Source organism: Myxacorys almedinensis A, assembly GCF_010091945.1.
Lineage (GTDB): Bacteria > Cyanobacteriota > Cyanobacteriia > Leptolyngbyales > Leptolyngbyaceae > Myxacorys > Myxacorys almedinensis.
Genome location: NZ_WVIE01000002.1, coordinates 254,290 through 275,139 on the forward strand (window position 1 = coordinate 254,290; position 20,850 = coordinate 275,139).

Consider the following 20,850-nt stretch of genomic DNA (forward strand, 5'->3'; position numbering starts at 1 on the left):
ACACTAAATACCAAAAAACGCTCATGGTTTTAGAACAAAAACGATGGGAAATCCAAATTGAAAATGCAATCAGTCATCAATATGGAAAAATTGATAGCGTCAATCAGAAAAGCGTGAGTAGCTGCTTAATTTCTGCAAATTGGTTGCGAACAGAATGAAAATGCCTACAAATTAAAGCCGCTTTACCAAAGATTGATAAAGCGAACGATTTCTACTAGTTAAATTCTACAGAATATGGATTTATTGAGAGCTATGTAAATTCGCTGGTATTTACCTTGAAATATTTATATTAAATACTTGATCTAGATGATTTTCTGGATGTAGAAGTCGACTAGATATTATGTTGAAACGCTAAAGTGCAATTTTATTAAGCACCGAGTTGTTTGCAGAGCAATGGCTTGTAAAGCCCAGCGCGTTTTGGGTAGGGCGATTGGGTTTTTGCAAAACAGTAAGGGTATGGCTGTTGATGCGAGCCAAAAATTTGCCTTGTTGGGTTGCGCTTAATCCTTCAAAAAAGTCAACGACTAGCTTAGGAAATAAGCGTAATAAATGCCTAGTTTTCAAGTGCCCTGCTGTTAAAGGATTAGTAAAAAACTTTAGCTCTATTACAGCAAGATCCGCTTTGCTAGCCAAACTTTCGATCTCGTCTCTGTGCAACAGAAAAATATGCCCGTCTCCATCTGGCTTAAACTGAATCTCTTCAAATACTGAGGGATCAGCACAATCTGAAAACCGGGGTAAATTATTTCTGAAATATTCCCCATTAGGAGTAGTCATAATGATATATCCTCCCGGTTTGACTAAACTTGCGATTTGTTGCAAAAACAAATCAGGATGGGCAACGTGTTCGATTATTTCAGTAACGATCGCGGCATCAAACTCTGCCTGAAACCCCAAATCAAAACAGTTGCCCGGAGCATAGTTTAGGGTGCCAGTTTCATACTTTAGTTTTACATAGTCAACCAGTTCAGCCCGCAAGTCATTCCAGGTGACGGTATAGCCTAGCTCTGCCAATCGCAGCGAAAAATTTCCTTGGGCTGATGCTATATCAATGACGTTAGCACCAGCTAAAACATGCCTGCCGATGGCACTGATAGTTTGGCTAAATCTGCTTTGAAACGCATAGGTGTAGCCAAGATTGTCAGTGCCGCCGAAAAACTCCAGCACGTCATAGTGATAACTTAATTTCCAAGACTCTGCCCATTGAGAATTATAGGTTGGCTTTTTCAATGTATTTAACTCAATGTGTTTAACTCAATGTGTTTAACTCAATGTGTTTAACTCAATGTGTTTAACTCAACGTACGCTGTGCTTACTTTCTGGTTAACGCCCCAACAGCAGGCGCAGCAACCCAAAGCCTCCAGTAATTGGGCTAACAACCGCGCCTAAAATGTCTGAGAATTTAGCCGTATTGCTGCGATTTACAACAATGACATCATTTTGATGAATCGCAGGATTGGAGGCATCATCTAGCCCCTTGGACAAATCAAACTTAAATTCTCGGCGAGAGGTTGTGCCATCGGGCATCAGCCTCACCAGTTCAACCTTTGTTTTGTTGCCTCGACCCGGAGTGATGCCTCCTGCTGCTAAAATCGCCTGCATCATCGTGGAATTTGGACGAATTGCTACCCCACCCGGTCTGACTACTTCGCCCACCACATTGATCTGAATCTGCTCCGGAGAAAAATTGCTGTTGGCAACGGCTGTTGCTTGCGTTGCGTCAATTTTCGTTGCCACTGGCACAACGATCGTGTCTCCATCTTGCAACAAAATATCTTGCGTCAGATCTCCTGCTTGCAAATATTTCCACAAATCAACATTAAGCTTTTCTGCTGTGCCATCTGCCTGCAACCGCCGCACTTCGATCATGCGAACATCTGCCACTTGGGCAATGCCACCTGCGGTTTGCAGTGCTCTACTCACGGTGGGCCATTGGCTCCCACTTTCTGAAGCGCTCCGTTGGCTAAGACTAGCCTGAGTAATTTCACTACCAATCACAGTAATGATGTAAGACCCCGGACGGTTGACTGCACCAATCACACCAATCTTTAAGGGGCGAGGCGCAATCAAACCCATGCTAATCACAGGATTTTGGATGTATCGCTTGTAGCGCGTTTTGAGCAGATCTGATGCTTGATCTAGGGTCAGCCCCTGCACCGAGACGCCCCCAATCCACGGCAGGTTGAGCGTTCCATCAAACAAAACGGTATAGCGTGGATCAAGCGTCAACTCTGGGACATCAAACATCTCTAGCCGCACCAAATCTCCTGCACCGAGCTTATAACTACTGCCAACTGGAATCGGTGCAGTTGCTTCCTCAGCCTCTAACCGAGCCGCCTGAGAATGGGGGGATGTGGGGGATGAAGACTTTAGCAGAGGGAGCGTTGTTGGGGGCATTGCTGTGATGGGCAGCGGCGCGGTTTGCGCCAAAACTACCACTGGGTCAACGGCTCCAACCGCGATCGCAAGTAAGGCTCTAACAGCAAATTGGTTTTGTCGGTTGAACAAAGAGGGGGGCATGGCAGTTCTCAAGCAATTGCTGACATACCTTAATCGGTGCGATCGCGCTAATACTCTGTGATATCCCCGAACTTTGCACAGAGTCTCTGTACGCAATTCGGTAGTCTCACGGAATCCTCTAAAAACACTTCATGGAAAACTCAGGGCATCTTCTACCAACAACACTTCCCTCACCGACTTGAGTTTATTATTTAATCCCTAAGTTCATCCCATCCATATCAATCTCATTTAGTTCCTGAGTTCATTTCATCCTTGATATCATGCAGATTGCTAGAGGTGTCTGATACCAAATTGATCTTTTACTGCGACAGATCCTCGACCCCCTGCCTACGGCATGCCCCCTGGGTCAGGAAAGACTTTCCGGCTCCTCTCCTGACTAAGGCGGGGTTGGGGGAGGTCGCAGGTCTGTAACATTTACAGATTAATTTGGTATGGTTTCGTGACTCAAGACGATCTAAACTCGCAGACATCAAAGTTTTTAGTTCATTCTTGTCGTTGTGGTTTATCTTCTATTAGCTGAGTCTTCTATCAACCAAATCTTTGATTTGCTAAATCTATGTTTACCCCACCAAGACTATAGATTTTTCAGTATTTTTGCTCATAGTGCTCTATTTGCACTCATCTAAAGAAACGCTAAAAGTACGGAGTGTACATCGCTAAGTCGTATGAATACCAATCCCCTATCGAAATCGTCGTTGTATCCCTCTGATTTAAGTCCAAACTTTGATCAGGGTGCCCCGGTGCATTTCCTGAGCCTTAACAGCACTGACAACAAGTCTGGCATCGAGTTTAGAAAGATTTGGGAAGTGGTACGCCGCCGCAAACTATTTGTAGGCACCGTTGCAAGCCTGATTTTCGCAGCTACGATGACCTGGTCAGTGTCTCGCAAACCCATCTACCTCAGCACATTTAGGCTACTCGTCGAACCCAACCGAACCAGCGTTCAAGATCCTCAGCAAGCCATGCTCCCCAACGTTGCCGGGTCGAGCGTCAACTACACAACGCTGACACAGGTGCTGAGCAGTTCCCAAATTCTCTACCCGCTCTACCAATCGTTGCAGGCAGAGTATCAATCGCTCACATTTGAGCAGTTCCTCAAAGGGTTGGCGATCAGCCGCGTGAAAGATACTGAAATTCTTGATATTAGCTACCTCGATCAAGATTCAACACAAGGATTAGTGGTTGCTGAAAAATTAGCAGAACACTATCTCAAATACAGCGAACAACTCCGCAGTCGCGATCTTCAGCAAGGAGTCACGTTTGTTGAGAAACAGTTGCCGGGGTTAACAAACCGGGTCAACCAAATTCAGGGCAAGCTAGAAGACTTTCGCAAACAGCATGGCATCGTCAACCCAGAAGACCGCGCCAAATATCTCACTGAAATGAGCGGACAAATAGAAGCTGAGCAAAAAGGCGTTCAGGCAAAGTTGGCAGAGTCTAAGGCACTTTATGCAACGTTGAGCCAGCAGGTCAGACACACCCCCGAACAAGCGATCGCAGCCTCCGCCCTGAGCGAATCTAAAACTTTTCAAGGACTCCGAGATCAGCTTCAACAACTCGAAACCCAAGTTTCCATTAATGCTGAGCGGCTCACGCCCGAATCCCCTCCCTTGCAAGCGCTGCTCAAAAAGCGGGAAGGACTCCTTGCCCAAATGCAGTTAGAAGCCCAGCGTACGCTTAAACCAACGGGCATGGAGAAAGCCCAAAGCAATCTCAGTGGCTCCCTCATTGATCTCAATCGGCAACTGATTACCGTCAGCAACGAGATTCGGGCATTAGAAGCAAAAAACCAATCCCTCCTCGCAACGGCAGAGCAACTTCAGTCGAGTTTCGCGTCTATTCCAGCGTTGGTTCGCCAAAATGTAGATTTTCAGCGAGAACTCAAAGTTGCCAACGACAGCCTCGATCGCTTTTTGGCAAGTCAAGAAAATCTTCAGATCCAAGCTGCCCAAAAAAATCAGCCTTGGCAGGTGATTTCTGCCCCCAGCCAGCGCGCTGCCCCTGTTTTCCCCAACGTGCCTCAAAGCATGGGCTTGGGCTTCTTAGGCAGCCTCTTCTTAAGCGTGCTTGCTGCATTGTTAGTTGAAAAGCTCGATGATGTCCTCTATTCCGCAGAAGATCTCAAGCAGGGCGTGAAATTCCCGGTGCTGAGTGTGATTCCGTTTTACCGCAACGTTGCCGAACTGAGCCTACCCGCGATCGCATCTCTGCGAAATCTACCGGCGTCCCCATCCGAATCAGAGCTAGATCAGCCTCAGGAGGTCACACCGTCTGCCCGCCCTTTTGCGATCGACCTGAACGAAGATGCCGCGATTTTCCGCGAAGCCTTCCGTAGTTTGTATCTCAATGTTTCGGTGCTTAACCTCACCAATGCCATTCACTCTGTGGTCATTACCTCGCCCCTTGCCAGCGACGGCAAATCGACCATTGCTCTCAACACTGCACTAGCGGCGGCAATCATGGGACAGCGTGTGCTTATTGTTGATGCCGATCTCTATCGGTCTAAAACCCACATCTACGCCAGAGTGCCCAATGAGGATGGTCTCAGCCAATGCCTCACGTCAGATGTTCCGGCGCATCGCTTGATTCAACAGTCGCCGCTTGACCAAAATCTGTTTGTGCTCACGGCGGGCAAACCGCAAATGGATGCCAGTCGTCTGCTGTCGTCTGCCAAAATGAAGCAAATGATGGAAGCTCTCAAGGGTGATTACGATCTGATCATTTATGATGCGCCGCCGGTACTTGGGTTTTCTGACAGCGCCATTTTATCGAGCCATACAGACGGTAGCGTTGTTGTTGTTGGGCTGGGCAACACAGGACGCACCGCCTTAGTGGAATCGCTGCGAAATCTGCAACTTTCTGGCAACACTGTGTTGGGCGTTGTGGCAAACTGCCTAAAACCCGGAACACATCTTGCCCATGACTACCATAAATACGTGCGGCGCAACTACAACACAGAACTGACGGGTTCTGCATCCATTTAACCTGACACACTCTAGCCCGCAAGCAACCCGATTTCTACACCAACTCCCACGACGTAAGATTCAAACAAAATCTGGTATGGATACTATCACCCGTGCAACACAGAGTTTGGGAACAAGCAGTCATGCCATTTATGCTATGGTTGAGCGCGCGATCGCAGACCATGCCATCGAGTGCAAAACGGTGATAGATGTCGGCTGCGGCACCGGAAATTTGAGACCGTTTGTTATCAGACAATTCGGTTCTTTCAACATTGACCATTGTACTAATCGTTATATCGGTGTTGATGGTATTCAATATGATGGTTTTCCAACTAATGCAGAATTTGTCTTGCAAGATCTAGAGTATCCAATAACCAATCTAGACAGCAATCTCGCAGACGTTGTTGTTTCGGTTGAAACCATTGAGCATCTAGAAAACCCGCGCGCGTTTTATCGAGAGCTATCTCGCCTAGCTAAGCCCGGTGGACTCGTGCTTGTAACGACTCCCAACCAGCTTAGCCTCCTGAGCAAGCTCACCCTGCTGCTAAAAAATCAGTTCAACGCCTTTCAAGATGCGCCCGGTTCCTATCCCTCGCACATCACCGCACTGCTAGAGATCGATTTGCGCCGCATTGCCAAAGAATGTGGTTTAACCCCGATCGAGATTCGATACAGCAATCGGGGACGCATGGTGCTGACCCCTTGGTACTATCCCAACCGCGTTTTTAGAGGGCAATGGTTTAGCGATAATGTGCTGTGCATTTCTCGAAAGCCCTTTGAGGTAGGAAAACGCCAGTCCTCGTCCCCGTCACTAGAGGTGGCGCTGTGAATCTATTAGGGTTGTTCAAACCTGAATATTATTGTCAACGGTTGTTCTCATGTTGAATCGATTTGATGGCGATCGCCAACTCCTAAAAACTGCCCGATTTCAGTTTCCCCAGTGGGCATGGGTTCCCACCTTTGTTCTCGTGCAAATAGGGCTGCAACTGCTGCTGCTGATTCCTGATTTGGGTCAGTTTAGAATGCCCATCCGAGTAGGTGCTTTTGCCCTCAGTTTAGGGCTGTTGGTGGGCGTGCGGCAAACCGGCATCAAACATCCAGCCAAACCGTGGGCGATCGCAGTGCTCTGCATCATGGCGTTAGAACTGTTCTGGCATCCCCATCTCAACTCACTGCCTGCTGGCGTTGCCCAATGTCTCATGTATCTGGCAATTTTAGCGCCGTTGTTTTGGGTGAGTCGGTTGCCCCTCAATTTGAATAGTCTTCGTGGGCTTGTGTTTCTGTTGTGGGGATTTCATACCCTAAGTTCAGGTATGGGAGTGCTGCAAACTTACTATTCTGACGTGTTTCAATTTGTGCTCTCCACCAAGATTCAAGCCGGAGTCTTTGGCGGTGATCACCTGATGATTCAGCTTGCCAACGGTAAGATGATCCATCGCCCCATGGGTCTCACTGACATCCCAGGCGGTGCTGCCAAGTCTGGCTTCTATGCTGTGTTGTTAGGAACCGGAATTGCGCTGCAAGAACGTCGTTTTATTGTTCGCTTAATGGGCATAGGTAGTATTCCCATCGGTTTATTTTGCATTTATCTTTCCCAGGTTCGCTCTATTTTAGTTTCCACATTAATTTGCCTGATCGTTTTAGCATTTACGCTACTGTATCAAAAGAGATTTCTTCGGCTAACCGCGCTGCTAGGAGGTATGGCTTTAGGCATTAGCGTGGCGCTTTCTTGGGCATTAAATATTGGCGGAGAGGCAACGAGCGATCGCTTGTCGAGTTTGTTTGCCGACCGCCTCGATCAGGTGGTGTACCAAAACCGGGGTTACTTCTTAGAGCAGACGCTAACCGACCTGCTGAGCCAATATCCGCTGGGTGCAGGCTTAGGGCGGTGGGGCATGATCAACGACTACTTTGGCAGCACTGTTAACCCCCTCACGGCTCCCATCTGGGTTGAAATCCAGTGGACGGGGTGGCTACTCGATGGGGGAGTTCCCCTGATCCTTGCCTACTGCGGCGCGATCGCAATGGCATGTTATGCCGTCTGGGCTATTATGACCAACCCCACCTTAAAACCTTTACAGCTTTGGGCAAGTGTTGTGTTTGCCTACAATGTAGGCGCGATCGCACTGACGTTTAACAATTCGTTGTTTTTAAGCCAATCTGGCATGGAGTTTTGGTTGCTGAATGCAGTGCTATTTGCTGTGGCGCACCAACTTCAGAAACAGCAAATGGGCTGGTTTTCTGGGATAAAACTATGAAATCTTACGTGTTAGTAATGGGTGATTTTGTCAAAACGGGTGGAATGGATCGAGCCAACTACGCTCTGGCAGACTATCTCGCCCGCCAAGGAGCCGAGCTTCACCTCGTTGCTCATCGGGTTGCCACAACCTTGCTCAATTACCCCAATGTGCAATGGCATCGCGTACCAAAAATTGCTAACTCTGACTTTCTCGGTGGGTTTTTACTAAACTGGGTCGGGCAAACCTGGGCACGACGAATTACCGCCCAAGGTGGGCGAGTGCTAGTCAACGGGGGCAACTGCCAATGGAGCGATGTGAATTGGGTGCATTACGTCCATGCTGCCTACAAACCCACGTCACGAGTGAGCGTTTTGCGACAGGTTAAAACCGTGATCGCTCACTATTGTTTTCTCCAGTCTGAAAAGCGAACTTTACGCAAAGCGAAAATTGTTCTTGCCAATTCAGCACGCACCCAACATGACCTCGTAAACAGTGGGTTAGCATCACCGTCTGTTATCCATCCGGTCTGTTACGGAATTGATCCATCAATTTTTTATCCGGTTACGCCCAACGCTCAGCGCGCTCTGCGTCAACAGTTGGGGTGGGCGTTAGATCGCCTTGTCGTTGTGTTTATTGGCGCTTTGGGCGATCGCCGCAAAGGGTTTGATACGGTCTTTGAGGCATGGCAACAGCTTTGCACCGATCCGACCTGGAATGCCGATTTGGTGGTGATTGGTCAGGGTGCAGAACTGGCTCAGTGGCAGCAGCGATCGCATCAAGTTGGGTTAAGCGATCGCATCCAATTTTTGGGATTTCGACAAGATGTTCCTGACTTGCTGCAAGCATCGGATTGCTTAGTTGCCCCTACCCGCTATGAAGCGTATGGATTAGGTGTACACGAGGCACTATGTTGTGGTATCCCTGCGATCGTCAGTGCTAATGCTGGGGTTGCAGAACAGTATCCAGAAGAATTAAAAGAACTTTTACTGTCTGATCCCAATAATGTAAACAATTTAGTGAATCGATTTCAGCATTGGAAGCGAAACCGGCAGGTTTACAGAAAAATTATCATTGATATGCTTTGCCAGAAAATGAGAAGTCACACCTGGGATGGCATGGCAAAAGCCATAATCGAAGCAATTGCCTAAGGAAATTACAAATTTAGCTCGATGCTACCTTTTGCAATTTAAATCTCAACTGGAATGTGATTGGCTATTACCTCACTTAGACACCCAAACCGTAATGCAACTTAAACTCGCACAAACTCCAAGCCGTTTTCAAAAGCTTATCATTGACTCTATCGGTCATCTGTTTCGGCAATGGGTTAAACGAGGACGTAGCCTCTTCTTCTGGTTAGTTCCTAACCACACCGTTTTTGACTATGACTTTACAGTTTTAAATAAAGGTAAACCGTATTCCGGTAATCTTAAATTTGGGATTGACTACCAGTTTTTCTTTTCTCAACCTTTTGAAGCACAAAATGTCCAAATTTTGAGAACAATTGCTGACCATTTAGCGTGCCAACGCGAAGCCGTTCATTTCCTAGATGTTGGTGCTAATGTCGGTGCTCATTCTCACCTGCTGCTAGATCACGTTCATTCGATTCATAGCTTTGAACCCCATCCTCAAATTTTTCAATCTCTATCAGCTAAGTGGAAGGCATGCAACGACGCCTCTTGGCACATTTACCCGTTTGGTCTAGGGGCGCACGAAGGTGAACTAAAGTACTATGAACCTGCTTCTCACAACACAGGTACAGGGTCTTTTGTGCAAGGTTCCGCATTAAATCATAATGCTCCTATTACCTTACCCATTCGCCCTGGCGATCGGGTGTTGACAGAATTTGGAATTGATGCGATCGCGTTAATGAAAATCGACGTTGAAGGCTTTGAACCTTTTGTGCTTGAAGGATTTGCGGATACGCTCAAGCGCGATCGTCCAATTATTCTTATGGAAATGTCAGTTCCGACCCGCCAAGTTTTGGGCGACCATCACCTTTCTTTAAAATCGCTGCTGTACTCAGATGCAGTGCTTGTTGAAATTCAGCCCATCGGCGATCGCGGAGACTTTCGGTTAATAGTTAAAGACTTCGACACGCTCAATCCTAGCCATCATGATTTGCTGGTGTTACCCATCGAAATTGCAAATGACAGCCTCAAACAGCTTAATCACGCAATTTAAGTTAAGCCTATACTAGCGAATAACTGTCATGGATGATTTTTTACCAGTACTGTAATGAGTGACTTTAACAACAAGACGGTAGGTTGTCGTTATGGTAGCCCTGGAGAACAACAATGATCATCGGACATTATATCAAACACCTGTTGGGTAAGGGAGGGGCAGAAGTTTACCTCCGAAGGATTGCATTGGCTCAACAGAAAATGGGTCATACGGTTTACTATTTTTCTAAATACCTAGGGTCAACCGACACTAGTCTCATCTCTCCAATCATTACTGAATCAGATGCAGTGTTGTTTGACCAAGCTCAACAACTAGGAGTAGAGCTTTTGCATCTTCACACTGATGTTGCTTTTCTTCCCCCTAAAAACCTTACAGTCATTAGAACGCTTCAAGGACATCAACCGTATTGCCCAAGCGGAAGCAAGTACCTAAAGCAACACGAGCGCCCCTGCGATCGCGCCTACAGTTTGCATGGCTGTTTGTGGGGGCACTTGGTAGATCGCTGTGGAAGCGCTCGACCCCATAAGCTGCTGAACAATTTTCAGCGAACGTTCCACGAAAAGCGCGTTCTCTCAACTATTCCAGTATTAACTAACAGCGAGTTTCTGAGAGAACATATGATAGCAGCAGGGTATCCCAAAGATTTGATTCGCACCCTCTACCTCTGTGCGCCCCAAATCTCGACTACCTCAACCCCTCCTCAATCGGACATTCCTCGATTTGTATTTTTGGGGCGACTCGCTCCCGAAAAAGGGTTGAGTTGGTTGATTCGATCTCTCCAGCATGTCCAAACTCCAATTCATCTTGATATTGCTGGTACTGGAAATCAAGAACCTCAAATTCGAGAATTAGTTCAGACCCTAGGGCTTAGCGATCGCATTACTCTCCACGGATGGCTAGATACCGAGAGCGTCTACCAATTGATTTGCAAGGCTAGAGCGCTCGTTTTTCCCTCCCTGTGGCATGAGCCAGCAGGTATGGTAGCCTACGAAGCAATGCTAAATTCAAGAGCCGCGATCGCCAGTCGGGTAGGTGGCATTCCAGAAGGCATAATTCATGAAACCAACGGCTTACTGGTCGAGCCTAATGATAGTTCTGGACTTGCTGCACAAATTGATCGTTTAGCCAACAACTGGGCATTAGCGTGCCGTTTAGGAGAAGCAGGTCACGCAATCGCAAGTCAGCGTTTTAGCTTGCAGACTCACATGGAAGCGCTGATGCAGATTTATCAGCAAGTAATGCAGCCCAGACGAGACGATCAGGTTGGGCTTTTCCCCACGCAGGATGCCCTAGTCAAACTCTAACAGAGGTCAAACATTGAGGGAAATATGCCAAATCACTCTTGATAACCACAGTTTCCTCATTAGAAAGTTGTTATTGCTATATGTCTCGAACGAAACGCTCGGCTGCTAGTTTTTCATCATTGCTCTTAGTGCAAATTACCTCTGTCGGCATTGGTGTCGTCAGTACTCCTCTGTTGCTGAAATGGTTAGGCGACGAGCGGTACGGAGCGTTTCGTGTAGCAACAGACCTGAGTGGCTATCTCCTGCTCCTTGAACTAGGCATTGGTGGAGGGTTGTGTGCAATGCTAGCAAATGCAATAAGCCGCGATGCTCATGACGAAGTTCAAATCACCATTGGCGTTGGTATTCGGGCATATCTACAGGTACTTTGCCTGATGATGGTCGCAGGTATTGTTCTTGGTTGTTTTATCACTCAAATTGTTTCCGTTAAAGGTACGATCTCAACAGAATTTCAATGGGGTTATTGGATCAACCTGCTATGTCTGCTATTCCTTCCCGTAACCGCCTTTCAACTGCTCATTGATGCAAGTCAACGAAATTACATTAAAAATATTTTTCTAATTGTTCAAAGCGTTTTGATCACAAGCTTATCTCTATGGTTTGCCTGGATGGGATTCGGCATTCCCGGTCAATTTCTTGCCGTCTTGATCGGAAACGCTGTTTTTAGTATTGCAATCAGTTGGGATAGTTTTCAGCGTTATCCTAACCTCATGTCAGCTATCTTGCACCCTGCTATCGCTACTGCCCGAAAGACCAAACAGCACCTTTGGCGGTTTAATGTTCCAATGTTAATTTTACATTTAGCGTGGCGAATTGGGTTGCTCACGGACAACATTGTAGTGTCATATTTCTTGGGATCAGCCTCAGTTGTGCCCTTTGTCATTACTCAACGTCTGGCGGGTTTAGTACAACTTCAATTGCAAAGCGTGGGGCTTGCAACGTGGGCTGCTCTTGCCGATTTTCATGGCAAAGACGATCACACGAAGTTCAACACTCAGTTAGTCGAGCTAACGCAAATCATTATGCTTATAGGCATAGCTCTGAGCATTCCTGTCTTGACTTATAATGCTCACTTTATAACGCTGTGGATGGGAAGAGAACGCTTTGGTGGTTGGGAATTGAGTACTCTCGTCGCTTTCAGCAGTGTGCTACGGGGCGTTTTACATCTTTGGGAATGGTGTTTTATTGGAACAGGAAATCTATCTAATATTGTTCGGCTTTCCGTTGTAGGAACCTTAGTGAATCTTATCGTTAGCTTGATGGCGACCTCGCATTTCGGTATTGTCGGACCTGTTCTAGGAACCGTTGTTAGTCTCATCGCAGTGTACAGTTGGTGGATGCCACGACTGCTACAACAAACATTTGGCACGTCACCCTTACAGTTGTTTGCTGCAATCGCACGTCCCTTTGCGGTTGGGTTGCCCTATGGCGCGATCGCACTGTGGGTTGCAACTCACCATACGCCTTGGGGATGGCTTGGTTTAGCCAGTGAAATGGCGGGAACAGCCTTGCTGTACCTTGCGATCGCATGGTGGTTTGTCTTAAAGCACGCTGAACGAGCAATCTGGCGTGATCGATTACTCAAACTCTTACCCACAGCCAGGCTCAATATTCACCCTCGCTAACCTTTTGATGCGTCTTTTCTAGAGCAGGACAGCTTATGAACTCTAACAATCTATGGTGGTTGAGTTGCCAAGCTTACAAGCGAAAGATGGTATTACTGGCTCGTGTCTTGAAGGCGATCAAATGTGAGTCTTGCTTTCAAGCATAATCTCATTAGATTGAGGAGATATTGTCTATGGTTACATTCGATTTTCAGAAACCTTGGATCAAACATGGCGTTGATACCAAGCGAATTCTGGTAGAAGGAACTTTATATTTTGCGAATCATATTGTGAATCGTATTCCTCATCATCGCATTCGCTTATTTTTTCATCGCCGTTTTCTAAAGTTTGAAATTGGTGAAAAAAGTTTTATTTTTTTAGAGACTTGGTTCGATGCGAGAAACGGTTTTAAGATGGGTCAAAATTCTGTTATCAATCAAAAATGTTGCATTGATACTCGCGGTGGTGTATCCATTGGAGCAAATGTCTCAATTTCGGCTGAGGTTTGTATTCTCACGACGGATCACAATTTGCAATGTCCCAATTTTGAAGGACGTGAGCGTTCTGTTGTCATTGAAGACTATGTATTTGTTGGAACACGGGCAATAATTATGCCAGGAGTCACGCTTGGTCAAGGATGTGCGATCGCGGCTGGCTCAGTGGTGGTTCGCAGTGTCGCACCCTTTACCATTGTCGCCGGTGTGCCCACCAAACCGATTGGGACTCGGACGGCTGACCTAAACTATACGCTTCATTACGATCGTTTGTTTGCTTGATTGCTCAATCCGTTCTCTCAAGCAGTCTGCAAAGATCTGAGCTTGAGATTTGAGACAGTGAACTTGATACCAAGCATGGGCGGCGTCTGCGATCGCTTGTCCTTTCTGCATCTCTAAACGCTCCGAATGGTTTGCCCACCAGAACTGCTGATTGGCGTGCAGTCCATCTTCATTGAGTTGATGAGGAGACGCCACAATCGGAATCACGCCATGAGCACAGTAGGCGGCGAAAATACCGGACTTGCCCAAATAGGGAATGGGATAATCGACAAAGCCTGCGATCGCATCGCTCAACCATCGGCTAATTTCCCTAGCGGGCTGTACTCCCAACTGAGTCACGGTGCTTCCGGAAATCGAGTCTAGCCCTAGCTCAAGCTTTGCTCCGATGTCGATAATTTCTGTAATACCAAGCTCGCAACACACCTTTTCCAATGCCCCACGCGATTGGCGATACACCCGCGATCTCACCCCTCGACCACCAAACACGACAAGGCGACGAGAACGCTTCTCTAAAGGTTGAGGCTGCGACACTTCACCGACATTAGAAAAAATTGGAACTGTGGGAATGTCTTGATGGGGGCTGAGGCGGCGAATTGTGGCAGCATACTCTTGCCGACTTGTGAGGCAGCGATCGCTGATGTGCATTAGTCGGATAGCTAAGTGCTTTTGCATAGGAGCCGTCAAGCTAGCGCTACTCAGAAGCGGTTTTGTGGCGTACAGTTCATGAAACATGGTCACCAAATGCCCTCCCGATCGACACCATTGCTCTAGAGCATTCACCAACCACACAGGGCAGCCTCTCCTCGCGTATCCATGCCCTACATAGTGCAGCAAAATGACCGCAGGTGGCTGAGGTAAGAGCACTTGCAGGGCACAATGCGATCGCGCCTCCACAGGCGTTGCTTGAAAAAACGATTCCTCTGTTCCGCTCCAGTTAGGATCGCCCACAACAAAGCGAGTCGTCCAGTTTTGGTCTTGATGCAGTTGTTGGGCCAGGTAAACCCCATAGTCACCTACTCCATTCACCGAGGGAGGAAACTGCGGAACAATTGCCGTAATCGTTGGATGTTGCATCAGTGTTTAGTCAGTAAAAGTTTGGTAAACAGCAGTAATCTATCCGCAATTTTTCTAAGCACGATGGCGATCTCAGAGGGTAAATCAGTAATTTCACGCTTGGTAGGATTGCTTAAACCTAGGATAGTACTGAGCATTCTTCATCTTTATTCAGTCAATTTCAAGGGAGAACAAGATATATTTTAGTAGCTTCTTTCAATTTAATTTCGTACTCCATTAGTGGTCTTTGTCTGCTTTAGATGATACTACTCTAGCGATGCAAAAAATTGTATGATTCATTCCCAAAATTTTCTTACAATTGATCGCTTTAATATTGTTTTTCTATTCATCAAGCGGCAATGGATCTGAAAAAGAATTGCGTTTTTCGCATTTGCAATAGGTTTAAGCAGTAGTGACACAGCACTTAGAGTTTTTTGAATCAGGTTTAGCAAAGGAACCAGAATGCGTGTTGCCCTAGTTTGCGATTATCCCCAAGAAGACTGGCCAAGCATGGATTTGTGTGCTCAGATGTTGCTAGAAACCTGGCAAACCTATCCAACCCATGCTTGGCAACCTCAGCCCGTTTGCCCCTCCTTTCGTGCTCGGCTCACCCGTTTGCCCCGGTTTGGTCACAGCAAAATAGCATTCAACAGCGATCGCATCCTCAATCGGTTTTGGGACTATCCTCACTATCTGCGCCAGCGCGTGTCTAAGTTTGATCTGTTTCATGTCTGCGATCACACGTACGCTCATCTTGTCCATGCCCTGCCCCCAGAGCGGACGGGCGTCTATTGCCACGACATTAATACCTTTCGATCGCTCGTTGAGCCAGCGCAAGAGCCGCGCCCTCGCTGGTATCAAGCCATGGTTCAACAGATTTTAAACGGACTGCAAAAAGCAGCCGTGGTGTTCTACTCAACCTCTGAAGTTAGGCGGTTATTAAACAATTATCAACTCGTTCATCCCACCCGCCTTGTTCAAGCTCCCTACGGCATCTCACCCGAATTTTCGCCTCACTCGTCTGCTCGTCTACGCGATGCTCAGCCGCTCTTCCCTCCCTTAGCACAGCCGTTTATTCTGCATGTTGGCAGTTGCATTCCCCGCAAACGAGTTGATGTCTTGCTTGAGGTATTTGCTCAACTGCACGAGCACCCAAACCTGCGCCTGGTAAAAGTTAGCGGAGAATGGAGCCTTGAACAAGAGCAGCAAATTGATCGCCTGAACTTGCGATCGCGCATTGATCATTGGCATCATTTATCCCGCGATGCGATCGCAGAACTGTACCGCCGCGCCGCAGTTGTTCTCTTGACCAGTGAGGCAGAAGGGTTTGGCTTGCCGCTCATCGAAGCCCTTGCCTGCGGTGCAATTCCGGTTGTTAGTGATATTCCAGTGTTGCGAGAAGTTGCTGGCAGGGCGGCGCTCTATTGCCCTGTTGGGGATGTGCCTGCCTGGGTAGCGGCGGTGAATGCTGTCCTCGCTGATGCCACTCAAGCGCCTGCGCGATCGCTGAGGCTCGCTCAAGCTAGTCAATATTCCTGGAAAACCCATACGGAGACTATTGCCCAAGCCTATCTTCAGTTAGCAAACCAGGGATGACCTATCTACACTTTACCCCTCTCTCATTGATCTCTCCCGCATCGCTCAAAACGTAAGGGAACTAGTGGTCTGTCAAGATTGAAATGGGGGACTAGGAGGAGAGGGGGAGTCTAGTAATCGGAACCATCCACCCCTCCACTCATCCACCCCTCCACTCATCCACTCAACGTTGACAATCTACTAGAGCAATGTTGCCTAATTTGAACACAATTCAGGATTTGAACGCGGTTCAGGATTTAAACACGGTTCAAGAACAAACGCAACAGCCGTTATTGTTCTTCAATGCAGTTGGTGCGATCGGGGGTGCAGAACGAGTTTTGTTAACAATGTTGGAGACGTTGAAACGTACCAATCCAACCCTTAAGTTAGTGCTGATTGTAGGCACAGAAGGGCATCTGATTGATGCGGCTCAGCACCTTGGCGTTGAGGTGCTCTGTCTGCCGCTTCCAGAGTCGGTTAGCCGCTTGGGAGACAGCAGGCTAAAACCGAAAGGGACAACTGGTGCCAAGTTTCTCCAAACGCTCGCTGCCAAGTTGGGGTTCATCATCCATGCTGGGCAGGCTCTCCCAGCCCTGCTGCGCTATCTCACTCAAGTCCGGCAGATCATCAAATCGATGCAGCCAGCTTTGATCCACTCCAACAGCATTAAAACTCATTTGATCTTGGCACTCTTGGGGCACATAGATGCACCGATTCTGTGGCATATCCATGATTTTTATGGTTCTCGTCCGGTGGTGGCAACAGCAATGCGATGGGCAAAACGATCAGCAACGGGCGCGATCGCAATTTCCAAATCTGTTGCGGCAGAGGCAAACCACGTACTTCATCCCCTGCCAATCAGCGTCATATATAATGCGATCGACCTTCAGAAATTTGCGCCATCTCCGGCAACCGACTCTAACGTTGTGCGAATTGGTCTAGTTGCGACGTTTGCTCGCTGGAAAGGACAGGACATTTTTTTAGAGGCGGCTGCCCACATTAAACAGCAATCTAGCGATCGCGCTGTCCGCTACTACATCATTGGTTCACCAATTTATAAGACCCCAGGATCTCAGTTCTCGCTTGCAGAATTGCAGGCAAAAGTCTGCGAGTTGCAGCTTGAATCGGTTGTAGAATTTCTCAAGTTTCAGACCGACATTGCATCGGTTTACCACAACCTGGACATTGTTGTTCATGCGAGCACGCAGCCCGAACCGTTTGGTCTGGTCATCATCGAAGCAATGGCATGTGGTAAACCCGTGATCGTAGCCCAAGCAGGTGGAGCCGCAGAGCTATTTACTCACAACCACGACGCGATCGGGGTTTCCCCAGGCGACCCAATTGCCCTTGCCCAAGCCTTGATTGGGTTGATTGACGACCCCAATCGACGACAACAGCTAGGATGCCACGCTCGCCAAACCGCCATAGATACCTATGGGTGCGATCGCATCGGGGCTGAACTAGCGATCGCTTATGCCCAAGCTGGATATTTCATATCGGGCGCAACTCCGCGAGTTTAATAAGGGGCAACGATCGTTAGGGGCGACTCAACCTGCCATATTCCGCCCGTAGCGTTCGGTAGCACTGGCAGCCAGCCGCCTCCAACCCCGCGCGATCGAGAATCGTAATTTTGCCGCGCTGATGCCCAATCAACCCAGCACGCCCCAACGTATTCACAATCTCATTTACCCCCGCCCGGCGCACACCCACCACCCGCGAAAGCGCTTCCTGAGTGATGATTAGCTCTGGGGAGCCAACCCGATCTTGCATCATTGCTAAAAGATAGCAACATCGTTCCTGAGCACTGTGCAGCCGAATGCAGGCTAAATTTTGGGCAATCTGACCCATTAAAACCTGGACATAGCGCAGCATCAGTGAGTACAACGCACCATTACCCTGAAGTGTAGATCTAAAAATACTTGCCTCAATCCGTAAAGCTTGCCCTGCGATCTGAGTCACAGCAGACATCGGAATTTGCATTGTTCCTAGCACCAGCGGCACGCCAACCATGCCTTCATTGCCAATCATTGTGGCGTCCACCATCTGCCCCCCTTCAAGAATGTTAACTAGGGAAATGACGGCATTTAGCGGAAAATAGGCGTAATTGAGCGGTTGATTAGGCTCATATAAGGTTTGACCCAACGGCAAATCAGTAGTTTCTAAGTGTGGCAATAAACGTTCATAGTCACTAGAAGAAAGAGTACTCAGGAGCTTATTGGAAGTCAAAGGTAGATTGGACATAGCGATCGGGAGCCACTTTCAACGTCAAAGGTGTACGAGACAACCATCTATCGTGTGAGTGAAACTCCAAGCGCAGGACAAAGTTCAAAGGAGGATCAGTCGCTCTAAAGCAAACTCCTACAGTTTTAGCAAGTAATCTGCCCTAAACCCTTTTGTGAAACGCCTGCGATCGGAAGTGCAGTTGCTCACAGTTACGATCCAAAAGGAGTCGCTAGGTTAAGAAAACGTACAGTAAAGGAGGCGTTGCCAGTAATATAGCGCACTAGAGATCAGTAATTCTCTATCTCAATGGACAGAATTAATAACATCCCTGAAGGGACAAGGTATATAACAAAGGAGGTAGTAGTCTGTCAACGTTGAAATGAGGGACAAGGAGTGGATGGGTTAGAGAGTCGATGGGTGGAGGGGTCGCTCAGTAATCCAGCCCATCGACTCTTGCACTCATCTACCCCTCCACTCATGCACCCTCCACTCATGCACCTATCGACTTAACGTTGACAATCTAGTAGAAGGCGGTACTGTTTTATGGCTGACGCAACTTAGAGAAGAGGGACTAAGGCTGAGAAAAACGTTGAGCGACTTGAGCGATCGCAATGGCAAGTTCGTTGAGATCGACAGGCTTAGCAAGATGCCGACAAAACCCTGCTGCTAAACAGGCGGCGTGATCTTCTGGGCGGGCAAATGCAGTGACCGCGATCGCAGGAATCACTACTCCTAGTTCGGCTTCTAGGGCTTGAACTTGGGTGATCAGGTGGTAGCCCGACTGGTCAGGCATTCTAATATCGCTGATCAAGACATCAGGGGTTCGTTGTTGTAACGAAGCGATCGCATCACGAACGTTATCCACGATTATGACTTCGGCTCCATCTCCTTCTAAAGCCACCAAGAGCAGTTCTCTAGAGTCGCGATCGTCATCTACAACTAAAAGCTTTAACCCTTCTAAGATCAATTGCTCCATCTATCCCCCAATCTTGCACCACAAGTTGCCAAAGCATCTTGTTCGGTTTTCCAGCAATCTTCTACTCTCTAGGCTAAAGTAAAGGACTGAGGCTGTCTGTACGCTGCCGGACATACTAGATCCGAGCAACGCGATCGCGGGGTTGCCCATCGGTTTCAGTATTCAGGTCGATCGTCTAAACCAGGGGATAGTCAGAAACTCGGCACTTTAAAGGGGTTAACTACGCCACCGTAAGACCTGCTCTCGCACCGGATTTTCAAACGAACGACCTTGTTCCACCGACCGGGCAAACTCAGATTTGAGTTGGTAATACCATCGCGCTTGCGTATCGGCATCTTTGATCAGCATCAGACTGGGGTTATATTTCAAACCATCTTGCTGCTTAATTACCATCTGGCGATCTTGATCGAGAAACCGTTGCACAAGTGGGCTAAGGATTGGAACTAGAAGTTTGAACCATGGCAACGATGTATAAAATAGCGTTGTCACTTCTGTTGATGTTTCAGTCAACGGTGTGAGGGTGGTAAGGTTGCAAACCGTGTGGCGATCGCTCGTCACTTGCTCGATCCGAACTCCGGGCAGTTGGAACGAAATTTCTACCGCAGGCTTGCGACCCAACAGCCGATAGAGAAGGGTTTCACGTTCTAACTGGTGCTTCCGCATCGTGAACCCGTAAGGCGACGGATCAAACGTTTTGACTTCTTCTGCCAACTTGTCATCGGCTCGCCACCACCACGATCGATGCACAAAAGGCACATGTGCCGGATCCATCAGCCCAACGACTGCATGATCGATGAAGCAGGGAAAATTCATCCCTTCAACCGATCGGTAAGTCTCTTGCTCAAACCCCGGAACGCGAGGAACTTGTAGGGTAATGTTGGTGTCACTTGGCGCTCCGCTAGACATGTAAATCCAGATATTGCCCTGCACTTCTTGCACGGGGTAAGCCCGAACACCAAACTTATCCAAATTGAGGTGCTGATCATCGGTCAAGGCTGGAATCTGGGTACACTGCCCTGTTTCACTAAAGCGCCAGCCATGATAAGCGCACTCAACCTCGTGTCCATCAAACCGCCCATAGCTTAAGGGGATGGCGCGGTGAGGGCAGATGTCGCGCAGGGCAAACACCTGACCTGCCAGCGTGCGCCCAAACACAATCGGTTCGTTGAGCAAAACTTTGGCGATTGTTTTACCCGGTTTGAGTTGATGTCCTGGCAGGGCGTAGTACCAGATGTTCCAGAGAAAAGGAGTCGAATCAGCCATGCAACAATAAATATTATGATGGAATAATTTTATGGCACGGATCTAGGGGTGCGATCGCGGCGAGGCGGCTAACCTGGTTGGCTAACCTATCGACAACCCTCTGGCAACGTTCATTGCGGGTCGGGCTAAGTTGCGATCGCCCATCAGCAATGCTCAGAGAAAGCAGCATCCG

At 48.0% G+C, this 20,850-nt stretch carries 17 protein-coding genes; 10 read left to right on the plus strand and 7 right to left on the minus strand.

Annotated elements, in window-relative coordinates; all coding sequences use genetic code 11:
* Window positions 1-351: 351 nt before the first annotated feature.
* Window positions 352-1,230 (minus strand): class I SAM-dependent methyltransferase, encoded by an 879-nt coding sequence (locus GS601_RS02715; protein WP_162421708.1) that lies wholly within the window; start codon window positions 1,228-1,230, stop codon window positions 352-354.
* A 93-nt stretch (window positions 1,231-1,323) separates the two neighbouring features.
* Window positions 1,324-2,520, minus strand: a complete 1,197-nt coding sequence (locus GS601_RS02720) for a polysaccharide biosynthesis/export family protein (RefSeq protein ID WP_162421709.1) — start codon at window positions 2,518-2,520, stop codon at window positions 1,324-1,326.
* A 665-nt stretch (window positions 2,521-3,185) separates the two neighbouring features.
* Between GS601_RS02720 and GS601_RS02725 the strand changes: the two genes are divergently transcribed.
* The 8 genes from GS601_RS02725 to GS601_RS02760 all read left to right on the plus strand — a co-directional run bounded on the left by GS601_RS02725 (window position 3,186) and on the right by GS601_RS02760 (window position 13,588).
* Window positions 3,186-5,504 carry a GumC family protein gene (locus tag GS601_RS02725; protein ID WP_162421710.1) on the plus strand — a complete coding sequence of 773 codons (2,319 nt, stop codon included), beginning with the start codon at window positions 3,186-3,188 and terminating at the stop codon, window positions 5,502-5,504.
* A gap of 76 nt (window positions 5,505-5,580) precedes the next feature.
* Complete coding sequence (locus GS601_RS02730; RefSeq protein WP_162421711.1) at window positions 5,581-6,312, plus strand: class I SAM-dependent methyltransferase; 732 nt, start codon at window positions 5,581-5,583, stop codon at window positions 6,310-6,312.
* A gap of 49 nt (window positions 6,313-6,361) precedes the next feature.
* Entirely contained in the window at window positions 6,362-7,741 is a 1,380-nt protein-coding gene (locus tag GS601_RS02735; protein ID WP_202924802.1) for a hypothetical protein, read from the plus strand.
* Window positions 7,738-8,871 carry a glycosyltransferase family 4 protein gene (locus GS601_RS02740; protein ID WP_162421712.1) on the plus strand — a complete coding sequence of 378 codons (1,134 nt, stop codon included), beginning with the start codon at window positions 7,738-7,740 and terminating at the stop codon, window positions 8,869-8,871. Before GS601_RS02735 ends, GS601_RS02740 begins: the two co-directional genes overlap by 4 nt.
* Before the next feature lie 94 nt (window positions 8,872-8,965).
* On the plus strand, window positions 8,966-9,904 hold the full coding sequence (locus tag GS601_RS02745) for an FkbM family methyltransferase (RefSeq protein WP_162421713.1): 939 nt from the start codon (window positions 8,966-8,968) through the stop codon (window positions 9,902-9,904).
* A gap of 113 nt (window positions 9,905-10,017) precedes the next feature.
* Window positions 10,018-11,208: a glycosyltransferase family 4 protein gene (locus tag GS601_RS02750; protein WP_162421714.1), complete on the plus strand. Its 1,191-nt coding sequence runs from the start codon at window positions 10,018-10,020 to the stop codon at window positions 11,206-11,208.
* Between the two features lie 80 nt (window positions 11,209-11,288).
* Window positions 11,289-12,833, plus strand: a complete 1,545-nt coding sequence (locus tag GS601_RS02755) for a lipopolysaccharide biosynthesis protein (RefSeq protein WP_162421715.1) — start codon at window positions 11,289-11,291, stop codon at window positions 12,831-12,833.
* Between the two features lie 173 nt (window positions 12,834-13,006).
* Window positions 13,007-13,588, plus strand: a complete 582-nt coding sequence (locus tag GS601_RS02760) for an acyltransferase (RefSeq protein WP_162421716.1) — start codon at window positions 13,007-13,009, stop codon at window positions 13,586-13,588.
* On the opposite strand, the gene GS601_RS02765 is transcribed toward GS601_RS02760, so the two are convergent.
* The gene (locus tag GS601_RS02765; protein WP_202924803.1) at window positions 13,550-14,662 is read right to left on the minus strand and encodes a glycosyltransferase family 1 protein; all 1,113 of its coding nucleotides are present in this window, start codon (window positions 14,660-14,662) and stop codon (window positions 13,550-13,552) included. The genes GS601_RS02760 and GS601_RS02765 overlap by 39 nt on opposite strands.
* Before the next feature lie 441 nt (window positions 14,663-15,103).
* On the opposite strand from GS601_RS02765, the gene GS601_RS02770 reads away from it, so the two are divergent.
* Together GS601_RS02770 and GS601_RS02775 are read left to right on the plus strand one after the other, a co-directional pair.
* The gene (locus GS601_RS02770; protein WP_162421717.1) at window positions 15,104-16,237 is read left to right on the plus strand and encodes a glycosyltransferase; all 1,134 of its coding nucleotides are present in this window, start codon (window positions 15,104-15,106) and stop codon (window positions 16,235-16,237) included.
* Between the two features lie 188 nt (window positions 16,238-16,425).
* Entirely contained in the window at window positions 16,426-17,736 is a 1,311-nt protein-coding gene (locus tag GS601_RS02775) for a glycosyltransferase family 4 protein (RefSeq protein ID WP_162421718.1), read from the plus strand.
* 16 nt (window positions 17,737-17,752) lie between these two features.
* Here GS601_RS02775 and GS601_RS02780 read toward each other — a convergent pair whose 3' ends face one another.
* From GS601_RS02780 to GS601_RS02795, 4 genes are all read right to left on the minus strand, one after another.
* Window positions 17,753-18,388: a Crp/Fnr family transcriptional regulator gene (locus GS601_RS02780; protein ID WP_238392939.1), complete on the minus strand. Its 636-nt coding sequence runs from the start codon at window positions 18,386-18,388 to the stop codon at window positions 17,753-17,755.
* 622 nt (window positions 18,389-19,010) lie between these two features.
* Window positions 19,011-19,415 carry a response regulator gene (locus tag GS601_RS02785; protein ID WP_162421720.1) on the minus strand — a complete coding sequence of 135 codons (405 nt, stop codon included), beginning with the start codon at window positions 19,413-19,415 and terminating at the stop codon, window positions 19,011-19,013.
* 216 nt (window positions 19,416-19,631) lie between these two features.
* Window positions 19,632-20,678 (minus strand): aromatic ring-hydroxylating oxygenase subunit alpha, encoded by a 1,047-nt coding sequence (locus GS601_RS02790; RefSeq protein ID WP_162421721.1) that lies wholly within the window; start codon window positions 20,676-20,678, stop codon window positions 19,632-19,634.
* 13 nt (window positions 20,679-20,691) lie between these two features.
* Complete coding sequence (locus GS601_RS02795; protein ID WP_162421722.1) at window positions 20,692-20,847, minus strand: hypothetical protein; 156 nt, start codon at window positions 20,845-20,847, stop codon at window positions 20,692-20,694.
* Window positions 20,848-20,850 lie beyond the last annotated feature (3 nt).

Bases quoted from the DNA above. Each gene is read 5' to 3' on its own strand.
- GS601_RS02720 (WP_162421709.1), bottom strand. From the start codon at position 2,520: ATGCCCCCCTCTTTGTTCAACCGACAAAACCAATTTGCTGTTAGAGCC.
- GS601_RS02725 (WP_162421710.1), top strand. From the start codon at position 3,186: ATGAATACCAATCCCCTATCGAAATCGTCGTTGTATCCCTCTGATTTA.
- GS601_RS02730 (WP_162421711.1), top strand. From the start codon at position 5,581: ATGGATACTATCACCCGTGCAACACAGAGTTTGGGAACAAGCAGTCAT.
- GS601_RS02735 (WP_202924802.1), top strand. From the start codon at position 6,362: ATGTTGAATCGATTTGATGGCGATCGCCAACTCCTAAAAACTGCCCGA.
- GS601_RS02740 (WP_162421712.1), top strand. From the start codon at position 7,738: ATGAAATCTTACGTGTTAGTAATGGGTGATTTTGTCAAAACGGGTGGA.
- GS601_RS02745 (WP_162421713.1), top strand. From the start codon at position 8,966: ATGCAACTTAAACTCGCACAAACTCCAAGCCGTTTTCAAAAGCTTATC.
- GS601_RS02750 (WP_162421714.1), top strand. From the start codon at position 10,018: ATGATCATCGGACATTATATCAAACACCTGTTGGGTAAGGGAGGGGCA.
- GS601_RS02755 (WP_162421715.1), top strand. From the start codon at position 11,289: ATGTCTCGAACGAAACGCTCGGCTGCTAGTTTTTCATCATTGCTCTTA.
- GS601_RS02760 (WP_162421716.1), top strand. From the start codon at position 13,007: ATGGTTACATTCGATTTTCAGAAACCTTGGATCAAACATGGCGTTGAT.
- GS601_RS02765 (WP_202924803.1), bottom strand. From the start codon at position 14,662: ATGCAACATCCAACGATTACGGCAATTGTTCCGCAGTTTCCTCCCTCG.
- GS601_RS02770 (WP_162421717.1), top strand. From the start codon at position 15,104: ATGCGTGTTGCCCTAGTTTGCGATTATCCCCAAGAAGACTGGCCAAGC.
- GS601_RS02775 (WP_162421718.1), top strand. From the start codon at position 16,426: ATGTTGCCTAATTTGAACACAATTCAGGATTTGAACGCGGTTCAGGAT.
- GS601_RS02785 (WP_162421720.1), bottom strand. From the start codon at position 19,415: ATGGAGCAATTGATCTTAGAAGGGTTAAAGCTTTTAGTTGTAGATGAC.
- GS601_RS02790 (WP_162421721.1), bottom strand. From the start codon at position 20,678: ATGGCTGATTCGACTCCTTTTCTCTGGAACATCTGGTACTACGCCCTG.
- GS601_RS02795 (WP_162421722.1), bottom strand. From the start codon at position 20,847: ATGCTGCTTTCTCTGAGCATTGCTGATGGGCGATCGCAACTTAGCCCG.